The following is a 22,289-nucleotide window of genomic DNA, read 5'->3' on the forward strand; positions in this document are numbered from 1 at the left end:
CCTGGCCCCAAAATTAAGGAGAGGATTATCTCAGTAATCGGTTGGGTATTTCAAGTCAATTAGCATAAAAAGCCATATAACGAGCAATTAATCTAAATAATCATCCATTAGTTAACAAAACATTAGCTTATTTTAGGGAGTATTTATTTTTCATGGTTAAAATTTGTGCAACCCAAAGTTATATTTATCAAATTACTGATAACTTTACTACGTAATGTTATGTAAAACTCACACAGTAAAGCGCAAAATAACACTAGAGTGCACCCGAAGGGCAGCGCATGTTGGTTTTATGCTGCTATCGCATATTTTGGGAAGTAACCACACTGCATATTCTCTACTTAGTAAACTAAGTAGAGTGCTGCAAAATCAATATTCAAATATAATCACGCCCTAATCAACTTGTATCTTAGGAGTGACGAAAATCAGTAGTTCACGCTTTTCGTTAAACTCACTGGTACTTTTAAACAGTCTTCCAATGTATGGAATGTCGCCCAATAAAGGAACTTTTTTGGTCGAATTAATAATTTGCTGTTGAAAAATACCACCCAAAACAACTGTTTGGCCATTTTCTACCAGTACCTGCGTTTCAATTTGTTGCGTATCAATTGCAACCGCAGGGCCTGTTCCGGTCTGTACTGTATCACCTCGGGTATCTTGAGTGATAATTAAATTCAAAATAACTTTGTTATCAGGTGTTATATGCGGTGTTACTTCTAAGCTAAGTACTGCTTTTTTAAAGCTTACTGTTGTCGCACCACTAGAGGCTGATTCAACATAAGGTATTTCGGTACCTTGTTCAATCCTCGCCTTTTGCTGGTTAGCCGCAGTAATTCGCGGACTGGCAATAATTTCACCTTTATTTTCTTCTTCAAGCGCAGTTAGCTCTAAATCAATTAACGTACCATTAGCTAGTTTAGCAATATGCATACCTATGCTAGCTGAAGGATTGGCAACCGGCAGGTTTACATTTAATCTATCAGACAAGCTTGGAATATTACCATTAGAGATGTTTTCAGCCCCCTCTAGGGTGCCTGAAATACCATCGGTTCCTTGCTGATCACTAAAGCCCCAACGTACCCCTAAATCTTCTGTAACGTTGTCGCGTACGGTTACCATGCGCGCTTCAATTACAACCTGCTTTACGGGTATATCTAGCGTTTCGACCATGCGGCGTACGCTTTCGATACTTTTTGCCGTATCTTTCATTAATAATGTATTGGTACGCTGATCAACCGACACACTCCCTCTTGGGGTTATAATGCTGTTAGTGTCCGTTTTTAGTAAATCTGCAAAATCTTCGGCCTTTGCATAATTTAAGCGAATGTACTCGCTGTACAAAGGCTCTAAATCTTCTACTTGTTGCTTTGCTTTTAAATCTTTTGCTTCACGTGCTGCAAGCTCTTCTGATGGGGCTACCATTAAAATAGAGCCATCCATGCGCTTATCAAGGCCTTTTATTCTGAGTACCACATCAAGCGCTTGATCCCATGGCACGCCATCTAAACGTAGCGTTATATTGCCCGTTACAGAATCACTGGTTACTAAGTTAAAGTCGTTGTATCCGGCTATAATTTGCAAGACTGCACGTACCGAAATGTCTTGAAAGTTCAGGGTCATTGGTCGACCTTGATATTCTTTACCACCATCAAGGTAAGCATTTTGGGTTTCGTCTTTCTCAACATTTAAGGTAAAAATATTATCTATTTGCTGATAAGTAAACGTAAATGCTGCGTTTGGCTCAATAACAATTCGGCTCAGGTTATCTTCTTTAAAGGTTTCTATATTGCTTACGATAGTACCAAAATCAAGTACATCTAATTCGTATAATAAATCATCTAAAATATCAGTGTGATGAAACTCTGCAATAATTTTACCGCCACTTTCATGTACTTCTATTGCAGCTTGAGTATCTTGCAAAAATACCAATACTTTAGCTTCGCCCTTTTCACCACGGCGAAAATCAATAGATTGAATACGATTAATGTAACTACCGCCAATGCTATCTGCAGCATCATCAGTCGTTAGCGCTTGCTCGGTTAATGGATTATCAGAGATACGCAGCGAGACCAGATTATTATTAACCTGGGTTTCATAAATTTTCAAACGCTCAAGATGTACCGTTACTTTTAAACCGTTACTTGTCATTACGCTGGTTACATTATTTATTCCAGCCAAATTAACAGCAACATCGGCTAACCCTTGATCTAACTGTGCATTGGTAAACAGCATTTCTATACGCGCTGGGCTATTGAACACTTGAATACTTGGTTGCAGGGTTAATTCTTCATCAAATACCAGTTGTAGTTCGGTTTCGCCTTTTAATAATGGATTATAGCGCACGTCATAAAGTAGCGGCTCAGCTACCGCAGTTTTGGCTATTAATAGTGCAAAAATCACTAATAAAGCTGACAATACACGATGAAGCGAACCTACATCCTTATACATATTTGTATGACCTTTTTTGTTATTAATTTGCGCCATCAATTGTCGCCTCTAACATTTCTAATTTAGTCTGACGCTCTTTCCAACAGCCAGATCCATCAGGGATTAATTCTATTAACTCAATATAGTCACTACTCACTTTTTTTACTTTTCCGTCGTAAGTGCCCAAGTAACTCCCTACGGTTACTCTATGCAGCGTTGCATCAGCAGCAGTAATAAGTGCCCATGTTTGGCTATTAGAACCTAGCGTGCCTTTCATCGCTAGGTTATCTAGCGGGTATTTTTCTAATGGCTCACGAACTCTATCTGGATCTGGGTGCAAACAATTTTTAATTTGCGTTAACTTATTTTGTATAATTTCAGGTTGTGGAGCTACAAATGGGCTACGCAATTGACCTGCATTGTATTCAAAATACTCAAACTGAATGAGCTCTGGTATTTTTTCCACTCTGGGGGTAGTACTTGCTTTTACCTGATCAATAAATTCTTTTTGTTCAGAAGTGTCACTATTACAGCCACTCAATAACATTGTAAAAATAGCCACTAAAGGGAGTTTATTCATTATTTAGTCCCCTCTTCGTAGCGATAAGTTTTTGCAATCACACTAAATGTTAACTGCTTTTCTCCAGATGATAAAATAGAAAAGTCATGTAAACTAACAATTCGCGGTAATTGAGCCACTTTACCTACAAACTGACCAAATTCATGGTAGGTCCCTACCACTTCTATTTTTATTGGCAGTTCGGTATAAAATTCTTTTTCAACTTCAGGCAACCAACCAATTTTTAAAAAGGTTAAGCCACTGGTAGTACCCACATAAGATAAGTCATCTAACAAGCCTGGGGTTTCATTAGAGGTTGGTAGGCGTTTTAATAGCTGAGAAAACTTATCTTCCATTTCAATCATTTGCAGTCGATAAATATCTAGTTTACTGGCTACCGCATATTTGGTGCGATAAGTAGTGCGCAGCTCCACCTCTTTGGCTACCGCGTTGTGATAACTGTCTATTTCATCTGAAACTAATAAGCTATAGCTAAAAAACAACACTAAACCCGCAATAAAAGCACCGCAAATAACTTTAACAATAACCGGCCATTCACCTATATTATCAAGTTCTATTTCATTCCAATCTACATCTTTAAATGCTTTAAAATCAAGGTTCATCATGTACCTCGCCAATTTTATCGAATGGTTTTACATAAAATTCCATATTAAAATCACTCAACAAACGCGAAGATTTATCGCCAGCAACAATACCTTGCATTACTGGGCGCTCTAATAAATAAGAACCTTGCACTTCACGTAACAAGGTTGAAAGGCGATTATTCGATTCGCTTTTTCCAAGTACATGAATTTGATTACCGCGTCGCTCTAGCTTAGTTAAATAAACCCCTGCAGGTACTATTTTTGCGACTTCATCCATAATTTGCGTGCCTAAATTACGACTCCTTTGAAGGTTTTCAATTAAGCGCATACGCTGCTGCAGGTTTTCTTTTTTCTTATCTAGCTCTCTAATGTCTCTTATTTCTTTATCTAGCATACTTATTTCTGCACTAAGGTAATTGTTTTTTAGATTTTGACCCTCTTTTAAAGCGCCATAAAATGAGCTCAATAAATACATACTCAAAAAACACAAAACAACAACTGCAATTAATGAAGTAATAAACTTCTTTTTTGAGTCTTCACGCTGTTGTTCACGCCAAGGCAGTAAATTTATATGTGGCATGATGAAAAGCTCCTCAAAGCGAGTCCTGTTGCAATAGCAAATTGCGTGCGATGACGCTGTAATACATTACGGTCAACTCTAGGAGATATTTCCATATTTACAAATGGCTCGGCTACAATTGTGTGTATACCTAACTCTTCGACTAATAAGCGCTCAAAACCGCTAATCATAGCTGTACCACCGGTTAATACAATATAATCTAGCTGATCTTTACCCGTGGTGGTTAAAAACATTTGCACCGCGCGGCGCACTTGTTGTAGCAAGGCTGTTTGAAAAGGTGCAAGTACTTCAAAGGTATAATTTGGCGGTAAGTCGCCGGTTGCTTTACCAATTTCAGCTTCATCAAAGCCTTTATTATAATAAGTAACAATACTATTAGTGTATTGATCGCCACCAAACACTTGGTCGCGGGTATAAATTGTATCGCCCGCTTGCACTACACTTACGAGTGTTAATACCGCGCCAATATCGACAATTGCAACGCACTTATTAAATGCATCACTTGGTAACTGTTGATAGTACACATCCATTGCTCGGCTTAATGCGTAGCTTTCTACGTCAACCACTTTAGCAACCAAGTTAGCCGCTTCTAACGCGCCAACACGTGCTTCAACGCTTTCAGTACGCGCAGCCGAAAGCAATACATTCATTTTACTAGGATCGGCGGCATTGGTTGATAGCTTTTCAAAATCAAGATTAACTTCATCTAATGGATAAGGAATTAAGCTGTCTGCTTCAATTTCAATTTGCGATTCTAATTCAGCGTCACTTAAGGTGACATCCATGAAAATCACCTTGGTGATCACGGTCTGGCCTGAAACAGCCACCGCAGCTTCTTTTAGTGATTTAGGTAATTTTCGTTTTAATTTAGTTATTACATTACCAATTGCTTCAATATCTTGAATAGTACGCTCACTCATGGCGCCTTTTGGCATAGGTTCAATTGCAAGTGCTTCTAATCGAAGCCCAGTGTCTGTTTCACTTAACAGTACAGCTTTGATAGAGTGCGATCCTATATCAATGCCTACCATCATCGGCGATGGCTTTTTAAATAGTTGACTTAGCATGTTTGCAACTTTGCCTTTGTTTTAATAATAAACAAGTTATAATTCTTATCTGAAAAAATACTATTCATTTTTTAATCAATATATACTAGCAGCCTCAACTTGTAATTGGGAGTCCATTTAGGGAAATATCAGTGATTTTATTAAAAAGAACTTTACAATTTTTTATCATTTGCACATTATTTGGACTGATCACTTTGTTCAGCCTTTATTATTACGTTAAACCTGATATCCCAAGTGTGCAAGTTTTAAAAGACGTGCAATTACAAACTCCTATGCAAGTATTCACTAAAGATGGTCTGTTGATCAATCAATTTGGTGAAAAACGACGAATTCCGGTCACAATAGACCAAATACCACAACCCCTCATTAATGCATTTTTAGCCACCGAAGACAGCCGCTTTTATGATCACCTTGGTATTGACCCAATAGGTATAGTCCGCTCTGCGCTTGTACTTATATCTACCGGAGAGAAAAAACAAGGCGCTAGTACTATTACTATGCAGCTAGCACGTAATTTTTTCTTAACCCGCGAAAAAGCCTACATTCGTAAAGTAAAAGAAATTTTTATCGCGATACATATTGAAAACTTATTAAGCAAAAACGAAATTCTTGAGCTGTATTTAAATAAAATTGAATTAGGTAATAGGGCGTTTGGTATTGGTGCAGCAGCGCAAGTTTATTACGGTAAAGAACTAAAAGACTTAACCCTTGCGCAAATGGCAATGATTGCCGGCCTGCCAAAAGCACCTTCAGCGCTTAATCCTATTCGCAATCCAGTGCGTGCTAAAGCGCGTCGTAATGTCGTACTTGGTAGAATGTTGTCTGAACGTTATATAACCCAAAGCGAATATGAAGAGACTATTAATCAACCTATAACGGCCGTTTTTCATGGCGCTGAAATAGATTTATACGCACCTTATATATCTGAAATGGTGCGTGCAGAAATGGTTGCTAAATACGGTATTGATAAAGCGTATAACTCTGGCTTTAAAATATTTACCTCGGTAGAGTCCCACGTTCAACAAGCTGCGCAAACGGCTTTAGTAAATAACTTACATAGTTACGATATGCGCCACGGTTTTAGAGGCCCAGAGCGTTTATTATGGGATGCGCAAACACAACCAGCATTAAGCCAAGCGCAAATTCTTAACCAGCTAAAAGACGTAAAACAGCTTGGCGACTTACAAGCCGCGGTAGTATTGGCGGTTAACGAAAAAACAGCCGACGTTTTACTAAAAAATGGTGAGCTGGCAACACTTACATGGGATAACTTAAAGTGGGCACGTAAATATATTACGCGTTACCGCCAAAGTTTTGCTCCTAAAGCTGCAACTGAAATATTAGTACCAGGTGCACAAATATGGCTACGTAAAAACGACGATAATAATTATTTATTGAGTCAAATTCCTGAAGCCTCTAGTGCCATTGTCTCTTTAGACCCTCAAGATGGCCGTATTAAAGCAATTGTTGGTGGTTATAGTTTTGAGCAAAGCCAGTACAACCGTGCAGTGCAAGCTAAACGCCAAGTCGGCTCAAACATTAAACCCTTTATTTACTCTGCAGCTCTGGAAAAAGGCTACACTTTAGCATCCATTTTAAACGACGCTCCAATTAATCAATGGGATAAAAGCCAAGGTATTGCATGGCGCCCAAAAAACAGCCCTGCAGTTTATAATGGCCCAATTCGTATTCGCCGCGCATTGGCGCAATCTAAAAACGTTATTTCGGTTCGTCTTCTACGTGGTGTAGGCTTGCAACGTACTGCTGATCATTTACTTAAATTTGGTTTTGATAATAAAGACATTAACCGCAGTGAATCTTTAGCGCTTGGTAGTGCTTCCATTTCTCCATTAGAACTTGCTCGTGGTATGAGCGCGTTTGCTAATGGCGGGCATTTAATAGAACCGTATTTTATATCTGAAATTCAAGATGCCTTTGGTACAGTGTTATTTAAAGCAAACCCAGCCCTAGCCTGCGATGAGAACACGCAGCCCCTCGCTATCGAAAATAACAGCAGCCTAACGATAGAAAATACTGAGCAAGGTGAAAAAGCGCAGCAAACAGTGCAATGTGCCCCACGTATTATTTCTAAACAAAATGCTTTTTTAATTGCAGACGCTATGAACAGCGCAATTTGGGGCGGCGGAAGCTGGAGCAATAAAACAGGCTGGACGGGGACTGCATGGCGAGCACAGCGTTTAGGGCGTCGTGATTTATCGGGTAAAACAGGTACCACAAACGATTCTGTTGACACTTGGTTTAGTGGTTTTAACCGCAATGTACTCACCTCAGTATGGGTTGGCTTTGACAACCCTGGCAATACTCTAGGTCGTTCTGCTTATAACAACAACCTTGATAGTGGTCAAATAACAGGGGCTGAATCGGGCGCTAAAACAGCTCAACCGGCATGGAATGAATTTATGAGGGCAGCTCTTGATGGGCAACCAGAAGCGCCAATTGAACCACCTGAAGGATTAGTTTCTATTCGTATTGATTTAGCGACTGGCTTATTAAGCCACAAAAATGATTACACTAGCCGCTTTGAATACTTTGAAAAAGGCACTACCCCAACTAGTTATGTGCTTTCGCAGCCAAGCGATATTTTTGAAGAAAATACCAAAACAGAAGAAGAGCTATTTTAACCATAAGCATATCTCTCATTAGCTAAATGGTTAATTACGCTAAAAAACGGCAACCTTCTTAGGTTGCCGTTTTTTGTTTTATTTAATTATTACTTTAAGTTTTTTATCAGCCAATATAAGTCAGAATGAACGCCTGCTGCAGTCACTTCCTTACCAGCACCTGGGCCTTGTATAATCAAGGCATTATTGCTGTACCACTGGCTGTTAATAACAAAAATATTATCACCCGGGGTTAAGTTTGCTAATGCGTCATTGGGCGTAACATACGCTAACCCTACTTTGGCCGTTACGCTATCGGGCTCAATACTCAGTAAACCTGTATAACGAAGTACCGCGTTTTGTAATTTTGCATTGCGTGCATGCTCTTCAATAAAAGTGTCGAGCTTATGTTTATTAGCTAAAAAGTCATCCCAGCTACCTAGTGCTAGCTCATCGGGCATTAACGGCGCTAAGGCAATGTCGTTAAGGTCTAATTCAACCCCTAACTCTCGCGCTAAAATAAGTAGCTTACGCTGCATATCTCGCCCCGATAAATCTTCGCGCGGATCGGGTTCAGTAAAACCCATTTGTTGCGCTTCAAGTAATAACTCAGAAAATGCAGTTGCGCCATTATACATACTACATAACCACGATAACGTACCCGAAAAAACACCTTCTATACGTGTTACTTTATCGCCACTGTTTTGTAAATCTGCAAGGGCAAAATTAATTGGTAAACCGGCACCCACACTGGCGTTATAGCGCCAATATAAATTGCGCTGCGCAATATTGTGCTGCAACGCTTTATACCAAGGAGTTGGCGCGGTACCAGCATACTTATTAGCACTAATTAAATGACAATCAAGCGCAACAAAACCTGGGTATAACTGACTAAATTGCTCGCTGGCGGTTATATCTATAACCACTTTATGCTCGTAATCAAGCTGGCCAATAGCGGTTAATAAATCTTGGCTGCTATAGTCAACAGCCTCTAACTGCCATTGGTTCTTCCAGTGCTGTACATTTATGCCGCTGGGATTAAATAGCAGTTTTTGCGAACGTGCTAATCCCACTAACTTAATATTAAAGTCGGTTGATAAGCGTGCTAGCTGCGCCGATAGTTGGCTAACAAATACATCCCCTACGTTACCAAGCCCTGCCACTATTAAGGCAATTTCTTGGCCTTTAGTGATCAGTTTATCGTGCAGCACATTAAGCACATCACTATCAATAAGCTGATCCGTCAGTAGCAATACATAACCACTATCTTGATGCACAAAGCGAGGTTCAATATTATGCAAATTGAGCAACTCGCGTGCCTGAGTACTCAATGAGTTTATATCTTGCTCAGGAGCAACTAGCGCGCAACCATGTAGGTTAGACTCGCTAATATTGGCTCTTCCTGCAAAGTAACTAACTACTTGATGGGTCGCTACTGCCGGTACTATTAGGTAAGTTTCACCCGCGCTACTAAAATGATGCAAGCTATGTTGAATAAGCTGGCTAACCTGAGTTACCTCACCCTCAACTAGCCCTTCAACACTAAGTAAATCTATATTTTCTAATGTAGTAATAAAGCGTTTTTGTTTTACACAGCCCTCTTTCACTACATTTGTTGAGCTTGCTTGCACGTCAAAACTACTGCGCACCGCAAGCTTTATATCGGTATTTTTAAGTGGCGATAATGTTTTAGCGTGTAAAACGGGGTTACCTAATCTTGCCAATAAGTTAGCTTGCGCTCTACATACCTTAGCGTATTTAATGGCCTTGTTAACTTTACGTGGGTCGGTACTAAATATCCCTTGTGTATCGGTCCAAATATATACTTGTTTAGCATTGCAATAACTTGCCAATAAGGTTGCACTGTAATCACTACCATTGCGACCAAGAGTGACCGTATCGCCTTGGGTATTAGCCGCAATAAACCCTGTTACCACGTTAATTTTGTGCTGGCTAATAAGCTCACTACACTGCTGTGTATTTTGGCTATGCAATAATTGTCCATCACTTAGCGTAAACAAGCCTCTTGCGTCTTGCATGCATGCAGCAACATTAAGTTGCTGTAAATACGCAGCGAGCAAACGAGCTGACCACAACTCACCATGGGCGAGTAGCGCCGCTTCTTGCAACTGCTCAGTACTCGCTAATTTAGCAACTAAACTTAGCTCTTCATTTAGAGTGGTTAAAGCGCTGCGCTTTAAATCGCCCTGCAGTAGCTGCGTTATTAAATCACTTTGATGATTGTTTAATTGCAATACAATATCAGCGAGCGCTTGAGTATCGTGCTGCTGATAACTTTGCCACAGTTTTACTAATGTATCTGTGGTTTTTCCTGCAGCCGATACCACTACACAATCACCGGGCTGAGCTTGCCCTATAATTATTTTTGCAACGCTTTTATAGCGCTCGGCTGAGCTTAAACTCGAACCACCAAACTTATGAATATTATTAGTCATATTAATTACCACAACGCCGGGTGAGCAGCGCTCAATTTAACATTACTACTTGCGCTAGCACCTGCTTTACCTGCGTTATTGTGCTGACCTGGTTGCACTAAATTAAATACCCGATCAAAGTCTGCTAATAAATCTGCTACATCTTCAATACCTACCGACACACGAATAAGCGTATCGCCAACGCCAGCGGCTAAACGAGCCTCGGCTTCCATTCCTGCATGCGTCATTGTTGCTGGGTGGCATATTAAGCTCTCTACGCCACCTAAAGATTCAGCTAAGCTAAATGTTTTAAGGTTTGTTAAAAATGCAGCTGCGTCATTTACATCACCTTTAATGTCAAAACTAACCATGCCACCAAAACCAAGTTGCTGTGCTTTAGCCAATTCATGTTGTGGATGCGACTCTAGCCCCGGGTAATATACTTGGCTAACAAATTTTGAGTTTTCAAGGTACTTAGCAATAGCTAAGGCATTTTCTTGATGCTGCCGTAAGCGTACATTTAAAGTACGCAAGCCACGCAAAGTTAAGTAACTATCAAACGGTGCCCCCGTTATACCAATATTATTTGCCCACCAAGCCAGTTCTTCACCTAGTTCGTCAGTTGCAGCAATAACCGCACCGCCAACCACGTCTGAGTGGCCATTTATGTACTTAGTGGTTGAGTGCACCACAATATCAACGCCAAATTTAATCGGGTTTTGTAATGCAGGCGATAAAAAAGTGTTATCTGCGGCTACCAAAGCACCGCATTGTTTCGCAATATCGGTTACTGCTTTAATATCAGTTAAACGTAAAATAGGGTTACTAGGGGTTTCTATCCAAATTAACTTAGGTTTGATTACTAAAATTTGCTGCAAACTTTCTGGTTTAGTTAAATCTAACACTTCGAGTTTTAATAGGCCGCGCTTTTGTAATGAGGTAAATAAGCGATAGCTGCCGCCATAACAATCATGGGGGATCACTAACGTATCGTCACTATTAAGCAGCTGAGTGGCTAAATGTACGGCAGCCATTCCTGTTGCAGTAATAATGCCGCGAGCACCACCTTCGAGTTCGCTGAGTGCTTGGGCTAAAGTATCACGATTTGGATTACCACTGCGGCCATAGTCATATTGACGTTTTGTATCAAAGTCGGCAAACGAATAAGTGGTTGATAAATACAGCGGAGGCACAACCGCGCCATGGTGCTTATCAGCATCGACACCACTGCGAACTGCAATTGTCGCTTTATTTTTTTCACTCATATTTATTACCTGCTTTATTTAGATGTTTAGACGTCTAAAACAGTAATTCATTCAACTTAAGAAGTCAAAACATTTAAACACCTAGCCATCTGTGCAACAAGTATTTGACTAATTTGTTTAAATCGATAGAATTTCACGCATATTCGCGCTATTTTTTAGTAGGGTGAGCAATTAATAATCTGAGGCAACGATACATCTTATGGCAAAATGGAATGGCGAGTATATTCACCCATACGCAGAACACGGGAAAAAATCAGAGCAAGTTAAAAAGATCACCGTTTCGATCCCGCTAAATGTATTAAAAGTACTAACCGATGAACGCACCCGTAGGCAAATTAATAACTTACGCCATGCAACTAATAGCGAGCTATTATGTGAAGCATTTTTGCATGCGTTTACTGGGCAACCGTTACCTAACGATGATGATTTACGTAAAGATAACGCCGAAAAAGTGCCTGAAGAAGTGAAAAAAATAATGCAAGAAATGGGCTTAGAGGTTCCTGTTTTAAACGAAGACTAAACAGCGGCTTTTAAACAAAAAAACCTCAGCCATGCTGAGGTTTTTTTATGGCTATAAATTACACTGAAGTAACTTAATACCGAGCAACATAATGCTGCTTATTCCATATAGTTTGCTGGCAGCTCTATTTGCGCTACGCCTGAAGCAATGGCTGCTAATGCAACTGCTTTAGCAATACGCGGCAATAAACGCGGATCCATAGGCTTAGGAATAATATACTCTGCACCAAACGCTAGCTTATCTACACCGGCAGCTTTTAGTACTTCTGGTGGAACCGGCTCTTTGGCAATACTACGAATAGCTTCAACTGCTGCAATTTTCATTTCATCGTTAATTTCACTAGCACGCACATCAAGTGCACCACGGAAAATAAACGGAAAACACAACACGTTATTAACTTGGTTAGGGTAATCTGAGCGTCCTGTTGCCATAATTAAATCGCTTCGTGCGCCGTGTGCCAGTGCCGGATCAATCTCAGGGTCTGGGTTCGAACAAGCAAATACGACTGGCTTTGCTGCCATTAATTTTAAATCATCGGCCGATAATAAGTTAGGGCCCGACACACCAACAAATACGTCAGCATCTTCAATTACATCTTGTAATGTACGCTTATCGGTATTGTTAGCAAATAACTGTTTGTACTCGTTTAAATCATCACGGCGAGTGTGAATAACACCTTTACGATCAAGCATATAAATATGTTCACGCAGTGCACCACACTTAATTAATAACTCCATACAAGCAATCGCTGCAGCGCCGGCACCTAAACATACAATAACTGCATCTTCAATATCTTTGCCTTGCACTTCCAGCGCATTTATCATACCTGCAGCCGTTACAATAGCCGTGCCGTGCTGATCATCATGAAAAACAGGAATACTACAGCGTTCAATAAGCGCCTTTTCAATTTCAAAACACTCTGGTGCTTTAATATCTTCAAGGTTAATACCGCCAAAAGTATCAGCAATATTAGCCACAGTATTTATAAAGTCTTCGGTGGTGCGGTGTTTTACTTCAATATCAATTGAGTCAATGCCTGCAAAACGCTTAAACAACAACGCCTTGCCTTCCATTACCGGTTTTGACGCTAAAGGCCCTAAATTTCCTAAACCTAAAATAGCAGTACCATTGGTGATCACTGCAACCAAATTACCTTTACCTGTGTACTTATAGGCATTTACAGGGTCAGCAGCAATTTCACGCACCGGCTCAGCTACACCGGGGCTATAAGCTAAAGCGAGATCATGAGCCGTTTCTGCAGGCTTGGTTAGCTCAATGCTGATTTTACCTGGAACGGGGTGAGAGTGATAATGTAGTGCTTGTTCACGAAAGTCCGACATAACGCGATTATATCCTGCAATTTAAGTTAAAGTGAGAGGGAGTAAAGCGACACTTAACATGCCTTAAAGTACGATACCCTTATTATTTTTAAATTCCAAGCAATATCAGGTCTATCCTGTTATATGCTAGATCTGTTAATTTTAAGCGAATTTTCAGCAACTTCGATAAAAACATCGCTACTTTTCATAAATATAAATTGTGCTAAAAGGCACTTTTCAAGCTTATTTTAGTTAAAAGTATTATTCACAAAACAGCGTTTTTAAAATGTGAATAAAATCAGCTAAAAGCGATTATTTATTCTGCTTTAACAACACATAGCTTCATGTTGGCTACTTTTAGAAACCGAGTTTAAAATTTAGCTATTAAAAATATAGAGAATATTAGGTCATTTGTCTGCAAAGGTTTATGCATACCGAGAATAAGAACAGGAAATAGTTATGCAAAAGCAATAAACTTAAAACTAGCGAGGTTAGGGGGAAGTTAAAGGATTTTTAGGCATAAAAAAAGCATCCTAAGATGCTTTTTTTTAACTAAATAGCAATAATTACTTTTTGCTACCAAGTGCACCGAAACGCTTGTTGAAACGATCAACACGTCCGCCAGTGTCTAAAATCTTTTGCTTACCAGTGTAAAACGGGTGACACGCAGAACAAACGTCTAGGTGAATATTTTTACACAGAGTAGAGCTAGTTTCGAATTCGTTTCCACATGAACAAGTTGCAGAAATTACTTCGTACTTAGGGTGAATACCTTCTTTCATAGAAACCTCTAGTTAAGGCCGCATCGCTCTCCAAACCCGGAGTCTGGCACCATACGTCGTTAAAACAAATTTATTGGTGGCGGATTTTATCCAACAACCATCAAGCACACAAGCATTAATTAGTATTTTTGCTAAAAAAATAACCATTTTGAGTAAACAAGGTTATTTGGTAGTAGGTTTTTAGCTGTATTTTTAGTACATTAGGGCCGAGTATTAGCACGCCCTCCCCCATTATTTTTTTAACAGTTGAGTTACTATGTATTTTGTTGAAGTTGCTATAAAAGTTCCACTACCGCGCACCTTTGATTATAAAGTAGATAGCCAGCTTGGTGAAGCTTCTGCGCCATTAAAACCCGGAATGCGGGTGTTAGTACCCTTTGGTAATCAACGTAAAGTAGCCGTGGTTTTAGCGCTTAAAACAACAACCGAAGTGCCTGAAAACAAAATAAAGGCAATTTTTGAAATTATCGACGATACGCCAATTTTATCTGCAGAGCACATAGAGTTACTGCGCTTTACTGCCCGTTATTATTGCTACCCGCTGGGTGAAACCATTCATATTGCATTGCCAAGCGCACTACGCCAAGGCGAATCGCCTGATAAAACCAGCATTAATATGGTAGCCCTAACGGAAAAAGGCGCGCTGCTGCCGTCATTAAAAGCTAAGACTCAACTTAATTTACTAAAGCAGCTATCGCAATCAGGCAAGTCGTCATTAACCGAGTTAAAAGCTTTGGGCTTTAGTAAAAAAACCATTGATAGCTTAATAGATAAGGCACTCATAACACAGTCAATTGAGCATGATAACCACTGGCAAAGTGTAGCCCCAACAGTGGGCAGCAAACCAACACTTAACAAAGAGCAAGCGGTTGCCTGCACCACAATTAATCAAAGCAGCGGTTTTAGCAGCTTTTTATTAGAAGGTGTAACCGGTAGCGGCAAAACAGAAGTGTACTTACAATGTTTAGAAGAAGTACTAAAGCGCGGCGAACAAGCACTAGTATTAGTGCCCGAAATAGGCTTAACCCCGCAAACCGTTAACCGCTTTCGCCGCCGCTTTCCCGACACCCCCATTATGCTTTGGCATTCAGCTTTAACCGATAATGAACGTTTACAAACCTGGCGTTTTTGCGAAAAAGCCAGCTGCGCCATAGTAATAGGCACACGTTCGAGTATTTTTCTGCCATTTTTAAAGCTCGGCATGATAGTGGTTGATGAAGAACATGACTCGTCTTTTAAACAGCAAGACACGCTGCGCTACCATGCCCGTGATTTAGCTGCGTATCGTGCATATCAGCATAAAATTCCGCTTATATTAGGCAGTGCAACACCGGCACTCGAAACCCTGCACAAAGCAATTAATAATAAATACCAACTACTGAGCCTTACTGAGCGCGCGCAAACCGCTACCGATAACCAATTTAAATTACTCGATATGAAAGGTCAGCCCGACCAAGCAGGCATTGCCCATGCCAGCCTTGCTACCATGCGCCAACATTTAAAACGTGGCAAACAAGTGATGGTGTTTTTAAATCGTCGTGGATTTTCGCCCACGTTAATTTGCCATGAATGTGGCTGGTTAAGCGAATGCAAGCGTTGCAGCACCAGTGCCACTTTTCATAAAGCTATTGGGCAAATGATTTGCCATCACTGTGGCGATCAATATCATGTTCCACACCAATGCCCCGACTGCGGTAGCACGCAAATTTTTCCTAATGGTAAAGGCACTGAGCAAATAGAAGAGTTTTTATCGAGTGAATTTCCACAAACCCCTGTTACACGTATCGACCGCGACTCTACTCGTCGTAAAGGCAGCCTTGAAAAAGCACTGGATGAAATAAACCTAGGCGGCGCGCGCATTCTAGTGGGCACGCAAATGTTGGCTAAAGGGCATCACTTTGCCGATGTAAGTTTAGTGGTTATTTTAGACGTAGACAGCGGCTTATACTCCTGTGATTTTAGAGCAACTGAGCATTTAGCCCAACTTGTTACGCAAGTGGCCGGGCGTGCTGGGCGCTCAGGTGAGGCAGGCCAAGTGTTATTGCAAACACATTTTCCTGAGCACCCACTATTACAAGATTTGGTTAATAATGGTTATCAGGATTTTGCTCGCTTTGCACTGCGTGAACGTGAAGATGCAGACCTACCACCAATCACAAATATGGCCATTGTTCGCGCCCAAGGACACAATATAAAACAAGTCGTCGATTTTTTGACAGATTTGGTTCCAGTAAGCGGGGTAACTGGTATACAATTGCTCGGTCCAATACCTGCTCCTCTTGAAAAAGTAGCAGGTATGTATCGTTTTCAATTACACATTCAAGCGCAAGATCGCCGCGTATTGCACCAATATCTTGCGCAAATGGTTGATTATCTAAGCACTAGCAAACTTGCACAAAAAGTACGCTGGAGCCTAGACGTAGACCCTATAGACATGATTTAGGTTAAGGCCAAAATAAAGCTATGGCACAGCACGATTACATTAACAAAAAACCAGCAAACCGCAAAAAAGCGAAATCAGCGCCCGCTAAAAAACCCTTTCCAATACTGTTAGTTTTAATTGTTACTTTATTGGTGGCAGGTTTTGCTTATGGCTTATGGTTTATTAAAAATAACGCCGATCCTGAGCTAGTTGAAAAACAAGCTAACCCTGTACCTACAACTCCTGTAGAAGTTGTTGTACCACGTACGCCTGCGTTTATTAAAGAAATTAGAAACCACGAAATTCAGGTTGAAGTAAAAGAACTTGAACAAAAAGGCCCTTACGTTATGCAATGCGGTTCGTTTAGAACCTACCCGCAGGCTGAATCGCTAAAAGCTAAAATAGCCTTTGCAGGGCTTATTTCTGAAATAAAAGAGACCACAGGCAGCAGTGGCATTTGGTATAAAGTACGCTTAGGCCCCTATAAAACCAAGCGCCAAGCTGAGAGCGATAAAAATAAACTTAAACGTGTAAAAATAGTCGGCTGCGGAATTTGGGGCTGGACTTGAAAATAAACCATTCACCCATATAACCTCTTCATAATCGTTTTTTACGAGTTGCCCCTGCAGCTCGATGATGAGGAATAATATGACTACTATCGTAAGTGTACGCCGCGGCAACAATGTTGTAATTGGCGGCGACGGCCAAGTTTCGCTTGGTAACACAGTAATGAAGGGCAATGCCCGTAAAGTTCGACGCCTCTATAATGGCAAAGTAATTGCTGGCTTTGCCGGCGGTACTGCTGATGCCTTCACCCTTTTCGAACGCTTTGAAAGCAAACTAGAAATGCACCAAGGTAACCTCACTAAAGCCGCGGTTGAAATGGCCAAAGACTGGCGCAGCGATCGCGCTTTGCGCAAGCTCGAAGCACTGCTTGCTGTAGCCGACGAAACAGCCTCTTTAATCATTACCGGTAATGGTGATGTAGTACAGCCAGAAAATGACTTAATTGCCATTGGCAGTGGCGGTAACTTTGCCCAATCGGCAGCAACTGCCTTACTGGAAAACACCGATTTAAGTGCTCGCGAAATAGTAGAAAAAAGCCTAACCATTGCAGGCAATATCTGCGTATTCACTAACGACTTTCAAACTATCGAAGAATTGTAACAGGAACCGCTATGTCTGCTATGACCCCAAGAGAAATTGTTCACGAGCTAGATCAGCACATTATTGGTCAAGCAAAAGCTAAAAAAGCCGTTGCTATTGCACTGCGTAACCGCTGGCGCCGGATGCAGCTAAGTGATGATTTACGTAATGAAGTAACACCTAAAAATATTTTAATGATTGGCCCAACGGGTGTTGGTAAAACCGAAATTGCGCGCCGTTTAGCTAAGCTTGCTAACGCGCCATTTATTAAAGTAGAAGCAACTAAATTCACCGAAATTGGCTATGTTGGTAAGGAAGTTGAAACCATCATCCGCGATTTAGTCGATGTTGCGATTAAAATGACGCGTGAGCAACAAACTAAAAAGTTTAAGCATCGCGCTGAAGAAGCAGCCGAAGAGCGTATTTTAGATGCGCTTTTACCACCAGCTAAAGATCAATATGGCGAAAGCCAACGCGATGACAGCTCTTCAACTCGTCAAACGTTTCGTAAAAAGCTACGTGAAGGCCAATTAGATGACAAAGAAATCGAAATTGATTTAGCTCAAGCACAACCAAACGTAGAAATTATGGCCCCCCCTGGTATGGAAGATATGACCAACCAGTTGCAAAGCATGTTTCAAAACATGGGTGGCGATAAGCGCACTAAGCGTAAGTTAAAAATTAAAGAAGCCTTTAAATTATTAAGTGAAGAAGAAGCCGCTAAGCTAGTTAATCCTGAAGAACTAAAAGAGCAGGCTATTTTTGCAGTTGAACAAAATGGTATTGTATTTATTGATGAAATAGACAAAATTTGTAAACGCGGTGACTCATCAGGTCCAGACGTTAGTCGTGAAGGCGTACAGCGCGACTTACTACCATTAATTGAAGGTTGTACGGTTAGCACTAAGCACGGCATGGTTAAAACTGACCATATGCTATTTATTGCTTCGGGCGCATTTCAAATGGCTAAGCCATCAGACATGATCCCTGAGCTACAAGGTCGCCTTCCTATTCGTGTAGAGCTTGAAGCACTTACTGCTGATGACTTTAAACGTATTTTAACAGAGCCGCATGCATCGCTTACCGAGCAGCAGCGTGAACTGCTTAAAACTGAGCAAGTTACTATTGAATTTAGTGATGATGCAATTGAGCGCATTGCTAAAGCCGCTTGGCAAGTTAACGAAAAAACCGAAAACATCGGTGCTCGTCGCTTACATACGGTAATGGAAAAACTAATGGAAGAAATTTCATATGACGCTTCAGAGCAAGCCGGAACATCACTGGTAGTTGACGCCGCTTATGTTGAAAAACACTTAGGTGCGCTGGTTGAAGATGAAGATTTAAGCCGCTACATTCTTTAATTAAAATTAGCTGCATAAACAGTTATACTAAAAGCCTCCGCACTGGGGGCTTTTTAATGAGATAAAAATGAAACACGTAACAAAAGTACATTACCACAGCGTTAGCAAAAATTTAGATGTTTACTTTGATGATGACAGCCAAGCCGTATTTAGTTGTGAATTTTTACGTGTGCACTCTCCTTCTGCAGAAGTGCAAGGACATGGCTCAGGGCCAATGAAATTAGTATTCAATAAACAATCCGTTGGTATTAAAAACATTGCTCATGTTGGTCATTACGCACTGCGTTTAGATTTTGACGATGGCCACAATAGCGGGTTATTTAGCTGGCAATATTTTGCAAAACTACAGGCGCAGCAAGCAACTCTATGGGATGAGTATTTAAAGCGGGTTAGTGAACACAATAACTCTAAAGACAGCGTACCCATAAAGTTTATTCCTTAAACTATACGGGTACTTTATTGCTAAGTTTTAAACCTTAAATTTGTCAATTGCAGCAAAAAGCACTCGTGCTTGCGCTGATACTTCTTCGCTTGTTTGCGCATTGTTAGCAGCGTGCCCTGAGGTGTTTCTGGCAATATCACGAATACTCACCACATTTTTATTTACTTCAGATGCTACTTGGCTTTGTTGATCAATTGCCACAGCAATTTGGGTGCTCATTTCCATAATCGTTTGCACATCTTCGGTTATTGCTCCGAGTAACTCACCAGCTCTATTTGCTTGCGATGCACTTTCATCACCTTGTGAGCGGCACTGATGCATAATACTCACCACTTCTTGAGTGCGCTGTTGTAGAGTATTTATTATACCTTCTATTTCACTTGTAGATTCTTGTGTTCGTTGAGCCAATGAGCGCACTTCATCTGCAACCACAGCAAACCCTCTGCCTTGCTCACCCGCTCTAGCGGCTTCAATAGCAGCGTTTAACGCTAACAAGTTAGTTTGATCGGCAATCGCACGAATAACATCAAGCACAGAGCCTATTGTTTCACCGTCTTTTTCTAATAAAGAAACGACACTTGACGCATGCTCTAAAGAGTCAGACAACCCTCTAATATGCGCGACGGTTGACTCAACCTCACTACGACCTTGTTGCGCACTTAAATTAGTTGATTCTGCTTTTTTAGCAGCAGCTTCGGTATTATGTGAAATATCTTGAATGGTCGCCTGCATTTCGGTCGCCGCAGTGGCCACCATATCGGCTTCATGTAATTGATCTTGCATACCCGAGCTGGTTGCGGCGGTACTTTCTGATAAATTTTCAGTCGCGATATTTAACGCATTTAAAGCCCCACTCACCTCATTTATAAGGTTATTAAAGTCACCAATTAAACTATTAAAATCTTTCGACATAATCGTAATTTCGTCATTGCCAATTTGCTCAATGGTTACTGTTAAATCATTATTGCGTCGAATCTTGTTTATAGATTGGTAAATACGCTCTACAGGTACAATGATAGAGCGACTGGTTAAGTAAACCAGGGTTAAAACTATAATACCCGATATAATAAACACCATAATAGCGACCGACTGTGCTTTAGCTATACTGGCTTCAACTTGCAATTTAGTATCTGCTACTAGCTGCATTACCAACTGATCACTTTGCTCTACACTTTGTTGCATGCGCCCAAGTGCGCCAGAGTCTAGATCAACACCTAATTCAAGCTGCGTTTTTACCAATGTTTGAAAAGCACTTTGATAATTAGACAGTAGGTTTTTTAAATTACTTTTAATGTTTTGACTTAGTGATGAGCTCGTTATTTTTTGCTGTAACGTATCAACATGATCTTGAAAACTTGCTAAATATTTTTCATCCAAACGTAACATAAAGTCTTTTTCGGCACGTCTTAGCTGTAGCATTAGGGTCAATAGCTGGTATTCATCTTGTTGATTGAGCAAACTTTCTACTTCATGTACAGCACTTCGCAGTTGCCCATAAAGCCCATCGTCTTGATGTAAGCCAATACTTTTTTGCAGTCGCACAACCTCATTAAAATCACTATAAAAGCTTTTTATTAAACGCATATAGAGGGTTATCTGCTGTGTATCAATCTCTGAATCTTGCATTTGCGATTGTAATTGAATTATTTGTTTATTTAATTGTGCGTATTCTTGTTCAAATAATGAGAGTGCTTGTGGCTGTTTATAAAACAAAAAGGTTTTTTCATGTGCACTTAACTGCAACTGATGAATGTTTAACTGCTCGGCCTGTTGCGTGATGTTAGTTAACTTTAACGTGGTTTGTGAACCTGTGATAATTACATATAAAAAAGCCAGCATGGCCAAAGCAACAGTTAAAGCATTTAGCTGTAAACGCCGCTTAATGGTCAAGTTTTGCAAAACAATCATTGTTACACCTTTAAAAATTTAATGAGCAACTCTGTTACTTACACTTAAATAACTTAAGCTTTTAACAAAGAAAGAAATACCGAAAAACACTAAAACACCTGCACTGCTGAGCACTTTTTAAAGTGACGTTATTTAGCTTAATTAACCGCGCAATTATTTAGTTGCGGATTATATGCCAGCAATAACTTAAGGCCTATACATTGTATAGGCCAATGATTACAAATTATTTATTAGCCGCCTATTTTGCCTAAATTTACTGCGATTAAGTCGTTGTTATTGCATATAAGGAGGGTATACTGAAGCATAAACTAATGTATCTTTTGAGGATAAAATAATGGATTACAGCACTTCTGACTTATGTGACCACTTTGCCGATGTGGTTGACGTGCTTGAACCTATGTTCATCAACTTTGGTGGCCGACACAGCTTTGGTGGCCGCATTAAAACGGTTAAATGTTTTGAAAATAATGAACTTATCCGTGAATTACTTTCTCAAGATGGTACAGACCTAGTGCTACTTATTGACGGTGGTGGCTCTACTCGTCGTGCGCTTATCGATATTGAACTGGCCGAACTTGCACTTGAAAACAACTGGCAAGGTATTATTGTTTACGGGGCTGTACGCCACGTAGACGAAATTGAAGAGCTTGATTTAGGCATTCAAGCTATTGCCTCTATTCCGGTTGCAGCAGATAGCCAAGGCGCAGGCGAAGACGGCATTGGGGTTAACTTTGCTGGCGTATCGTTTTTTGATGATGACTTTATTTATGCCGACAGCACCGGCATTGTATTATCTGCAGAAGAGCTAGAACTGGAAATCGTAGAAATATAAC

General features: G+C 40.4%; 18 protein-coding genes. 8 read left to right on the top strand and 10 right to left on the bottom strand.

Annotated features, from left to right (window positions below):
* Positions 1–390 precede the first annotated feature (390 nt).
* From H5058_RS07630 to H5058_RS07650, 5 genes are read right to left on the bottom strand one after another with little or no spacing between them, the layout of a single operon-like run.
* Entirely contained in the window at positions 391–2,481 is a 2,091-nt protein-coding gene (locus H5058_RS07630; protein WP_011329360.1) for a type IV pilus secretin PilQ, read from the bottom strand.
* A complete protein-coding gene (locus tag H5058_RS07635) occupies positions 2,468–3,004 on the bottom strand; it encodes a pilus assembly protein PilP (RefSeq protein WP_011329361.1) in 537 nt (178 codons plus the stop codon). Before H5058_RS07635 ends, H5058_RS07630 begins: the two co-directional genes overlap by 14 nt.
* Positions 3,004–3,606 (bottom strand): type 4a pilus biogenesis protein PilO, encoded by a 603-nt coding sequence (locus H5058_RS07640; RefSeq protein WP_182677589.1) that lies wholly within the window; start codon positions 3,604–3,606, stop codon positions 3,004–3,006. The genes H5058_RS07635 and H5058_RS07640 overlap by 1 nt, the downstream gene beginning before the upstream one ends.
* Complete coding sequence (locus tag H5058_RS07645) at positions 3,596–4,168, bottom strand: PilN domain-containing protein (RefSeq protein ID WP_089368805.1); 573 nt, start codon at positions 4,166–4,168, stop codon at positions 3,596–3,598. Before H5058_RS07645 ends, H5058_RS07640 begins: the two co-directional genes overlap by 11 nt.
* A complete protein-coding gene (locus H5058_RS07650) occupies positions 4,156–5,235 on the bottom strand; it encodes a pilus assembly protein PilM (RefSeq protein ID WP_011329364.1) in 1,080 nt (359 codons plus the stop codon). The genes H5058_RS07645 and H5058_RS07650 overlap by 13 nt, the downstream gene beginning before the upstream one ends.
* A 131-nt stretch (positions 5,236–5,366) precedes the next feature.
* Between H5058_RS07650 and H5058_RS07655 the strand changes: the two genes are divergently transcribed.
* Complete coding sequence (locus tag H5058_RS07655) at positions 5,367–7,877, top strand: penicillin-binding protein 1A (RefSeq protein WP_011329365.1); 2,511 nt, start codon at positions 5,367–5,369, stop codon at positions 7,875–7,877.
* 89 nt (positions 7,878–7,966) lie between these two features.
* Here H5058_RS07655 and metL read toward each other — a convergent pair whose 3' ends face one another.
* Together metL and metB are read right to left on the bottom strand one after the other, a co-directional pair.
* Positions 7,967–10,312 carry a bifunctional aspartate kinase/homoserine dehydrogenase II gene (gene metL, locus H5058_RS07660; protein WP_182677555.1) on the bottom strand — a complete coding sequence of 782 codons (2,346 nt, stop codon included), beginning with the start codon at positions 10,310–10,312 and terminating at the stop codon, positions 7,967–7,969.
* A gap of 5 nt (positions 10,313–10,317) precedes the next feature.
* Positions 10,318–11,556 (bottom strand): cystathionine gamma-synthase, encoded by a 1,239-nt coding sequence (gene metB, locus H5058_RS07665; protein WP_182677557.1) that lies wholly within the window; start codon positions 11,554–11,556, stop codon positions 10,318–10,320.
* 199 nt (positions 11,557–11,755) lie between these two features.
* Between metB and metJ the strand changes: the two genes are divergently transcribed.
* Positions 11,756–12,076, top strand: a complete 321-nt coding sequence (gene metJ, locus H5058_RS07670; protein WP_006793094.1) for a met regulon transcriptional regulator MetJ — start codon at positions 11,756–11,758, stop codon at positions 12,074–12,076.
* Between the two features lie 98 nt (positions 12,077–12,174).
* On the opposite strand, the gene H5058_RS07675 is transcribed toward metJ, so the two are convergent.
* Both H5058_RS07675 and rpmE read right to left on the bottom strand, forming a co-directional pair.
* The gene (locus H5058_RS07675) at positions 12,175–13,416 is read right to left on the bottom strand and encodes a malic enzyme-like NAD(P)-binding protein (RefSeq protein WP_011329368.1); all 1,242 of its coding nucleotides are present in this window, start codon (positions 13,414–13,416) and stop codon (positions 12,175–12,177) included.
* Positions 13,417–13,961: 545 nt separating this feature from the next.
* Entirely contained in the window at positions 13,962–14,177 is a 216-nt protein-coding gene (gene rpmE, locus H5058_RS07680) for a 50S ribosomal protein L31 (RefSeq protein WP_011329369.1), read from the bottom strand.
* Between the two features lie 256 nt (positions 14,178–14,433).
* On the opposite strand from rpmE, the gene priA reads away from it, so the two are divergent.
* The 5 genes from priA (at position 14,434) to H5058_RS07705 (ending at position 19,548) form a co-directional block, all read left to right on the top strand.
* Positions 14,434–16,620 (top strand): primosomal protein N', encoded by a 2,187-nt coding sequence (gene priA / locus H5058_RS07685; protein ID WP_011329371.1) that lies wholly within the window; start codon positions 14,434–14,436, stop codon positions 16,618–16,620.
* A gap of 20 nt (positions 16,621–16,640) precedes the next feature.
* Positions 16,641–17,168 carry an SPOR domain-containing protein gene (locus H5058_RS07690; RefSeq protein ID WP_011329372.1) on the top strand — a complete coding sequence of 176 codons (528 nt, stop codon included), beginning with the start codon at positions 16,641–16,643 and terminating at the stop codon, positions 17,166–17,168.
* 79 nt (positions 17,169–17,247) lie between these two features.
* Entirely contained in the window at positions 17,248–17,766 is a 519-nt protein-coding gene (hslV, locus tag H5058_RS07695) for an ATP-dependent protease subunit HslV (RefSeq protein ID WP_011329373.1), read from the top strand.
* Between the two features lie 11 nt (positions 17,767–17,777).
* Complete coding sequence (gene hslU, locus H5058_RS07700) at positions 17,778–19,106, top strand: HslU--HslV peptidase ATPase subunit (protein WP_011329374.1); 1,329 nt, start codon at positions 17,778–17,780, stop codon at positions 19,104–19,106.
* Between the two features lie 67 nt (positions 19,107–19,173).
* On the top strand, positions 19,174–19,548 hold the full coding sequence (locus H5058_RS07705) for a gamma-butyrobetaine hydroxylase-like domain-containing protein (RefSeq protein ID WP_011329375.1): 375 nt from the start codon (positions 19,174–19,176) through the stop codon (positions 19,546–19,548).
* Positions 19,549–19,575: 27 nt separating this feature from the next.
* On the opposite strand, the gene H5058_RS07710 is transcribed toward H5058_RS07705, so the two are convergent.
* The gene (locus tag H5058_RS07710) at positions 19,576–21,456 is read right to left on the bottom strand and encodes a methyl-accepting chemotaxis protein (RefSeq protein ID WP_182677559.1); all 1,881 of its coding nucleotides are present in this window, start codon (positions 21,454–21,456) and stop codon (positions 19,576–19,578) included.
* A gap of 334 nt (positions 21,457–21,790) precedes the next feature.
* Here H5058_RS07710 and rraA point away from each other — a divergent pair, with 334 nt between their 5' ends.
* Complete coding sequence (gene rraA / locus H5058_RS07715) at positions 21,791–22,288, top strand: ribonuclease E activity regulator RraA (protein WP_011329377.1); 498 nt, start codon at positions 21,791–21,793, stop codon at positions 22,286–22,288.
* The last annotated feature ends 1 nt before the right edge of the window (position 22,289 follow it).

The sequence above is a fragment of the Pseudoalteromonas sp. SR45-4 genome, from assembly GCF_014163535.1.
Lineage (GTDB): Bacteria > Pseudomonadota > Gammaproteobacteria > Enterobacterales > Alteromonadaceae > Pseudoalteromonas > Pseudoalteromonas nigrifaciens.

Excerpts from the sequence above, each read along its gene's own strand:
- rraA (WP_011329377.1), top strand. The coding sequence starts at position 21,791 with ATGGATTACAGCACTTCTGACTTATGTGACCACTTTGCCGATGTGGTT.
- H5058_RS07645 (WP_089368805.1), bottom strand. The coding sequence starts at position 4,168 with ATGCCACATATAAATTTACTGCCTTGGCGTGAACAACAGCGTGAAGAC.
- H5058_RS07640 (WP_182677589.1), bottom strand. The coding sequence starts at position 3,606 with ATGAACCTTGATTTTAAAGCATTTAAAGATGTAGATTGGAATGAAATA.
- H5058_RS07675 (WP_011329368.1), bottom strand. The coding sequence starts at position 13,416 with ATGTCGGACTTTCGTGAACAAGCACTACATTATCACTCTCACCCCGTT.
- rpmE (WP_011329369.1), bottom strand. The coding sequence starts at position 14,177 with ATGAAAGAAGGTATTCACCCTAAGTACGAAGTAATTTCTGCAACTTGT.
- H5058_RS07710 (WP_182677559.1), bottom strand. The coding sequence starts at position 21,456 with ATGATTGTTTTGCAAAACTTGACCATTAAGCGGCGTTTACAGCTAAAT.
- H5058_RS07630 (WP_011329360.1), bottom strand. The coding sequence starts at position 2,481 with ATGGCGCAAATTAATAACAAAAAAGGTCATACAAATATGTATAAGGAT.
- metB (WP_182677557.1), bottom strand. The coding sequence starts at position 11,556 with ATGAGTGAAAAAAATAAAGCGACAATTGCAGTTCGCAGTGGTGTCGAT.
- H5058_RS07635 (WP_011329361.1), bottom strand. The coding sequence starts at position 3,004 with ATGAATAAACTCCCTTTAGTGGCTATTTTTACAATGTTATTGAGTGGC.
- metJ (WP_006793094.1), top strand. The coding sequence starts at position 11,756 with ATGGCAAAATGGAATGGCGAGTATATTCACCCATACGCAGAACACGGG.
- hslU (WP_011329374.1), top strand. The coding sequence starts at position 17,778 with ATGTCTGCTATGACCCCAAGAGAAATTGTTCACGAGCTAGATCAGCAC.
- H5058_RS07690 (WP_011329372.1), top strand. The coding sequence starts at position 16,641 with ATGGCACAGCACGATTACATTAACAAAAAACCAGCAAACCGCAAAAAA.
- metL (WP_182677555.1), bottom strand. The coding sequence starts at position 10,312 with ATGACTAATAATATTCATAAGTTTGGTGGTTCGAGTTTAAGCTCAGCC.
- hslV (WP_011329373.1), top strand. The coding sequence starts at position 17,248 with ATGACTACTATCGTAAGTGTACGCCGCGGCAACAATGTTGTAATTGGC.
- priA (WP_011329371.1), top strand. The coding sequence starts at position 14,434 with ATGTATTTTGTTGAAGTTGCTATAAAAGTTCCACTACCGCGCACCTTT.
- H5058_RS07705 (WP_011329375.1), top strand. The coding sequence starts at position 19,174 with ATGAAACACGTAACAAAAGTACATTACCACAGCGTTAGCAAAAATTTA.
- H5058_RS07650 (WP_011329364.1), bottom strand. The coding sequence starts at position 5,235 with ATGCTAAGTCAACTATTTAAAAAGCCATCGCCGATGATGGTAGGCATT.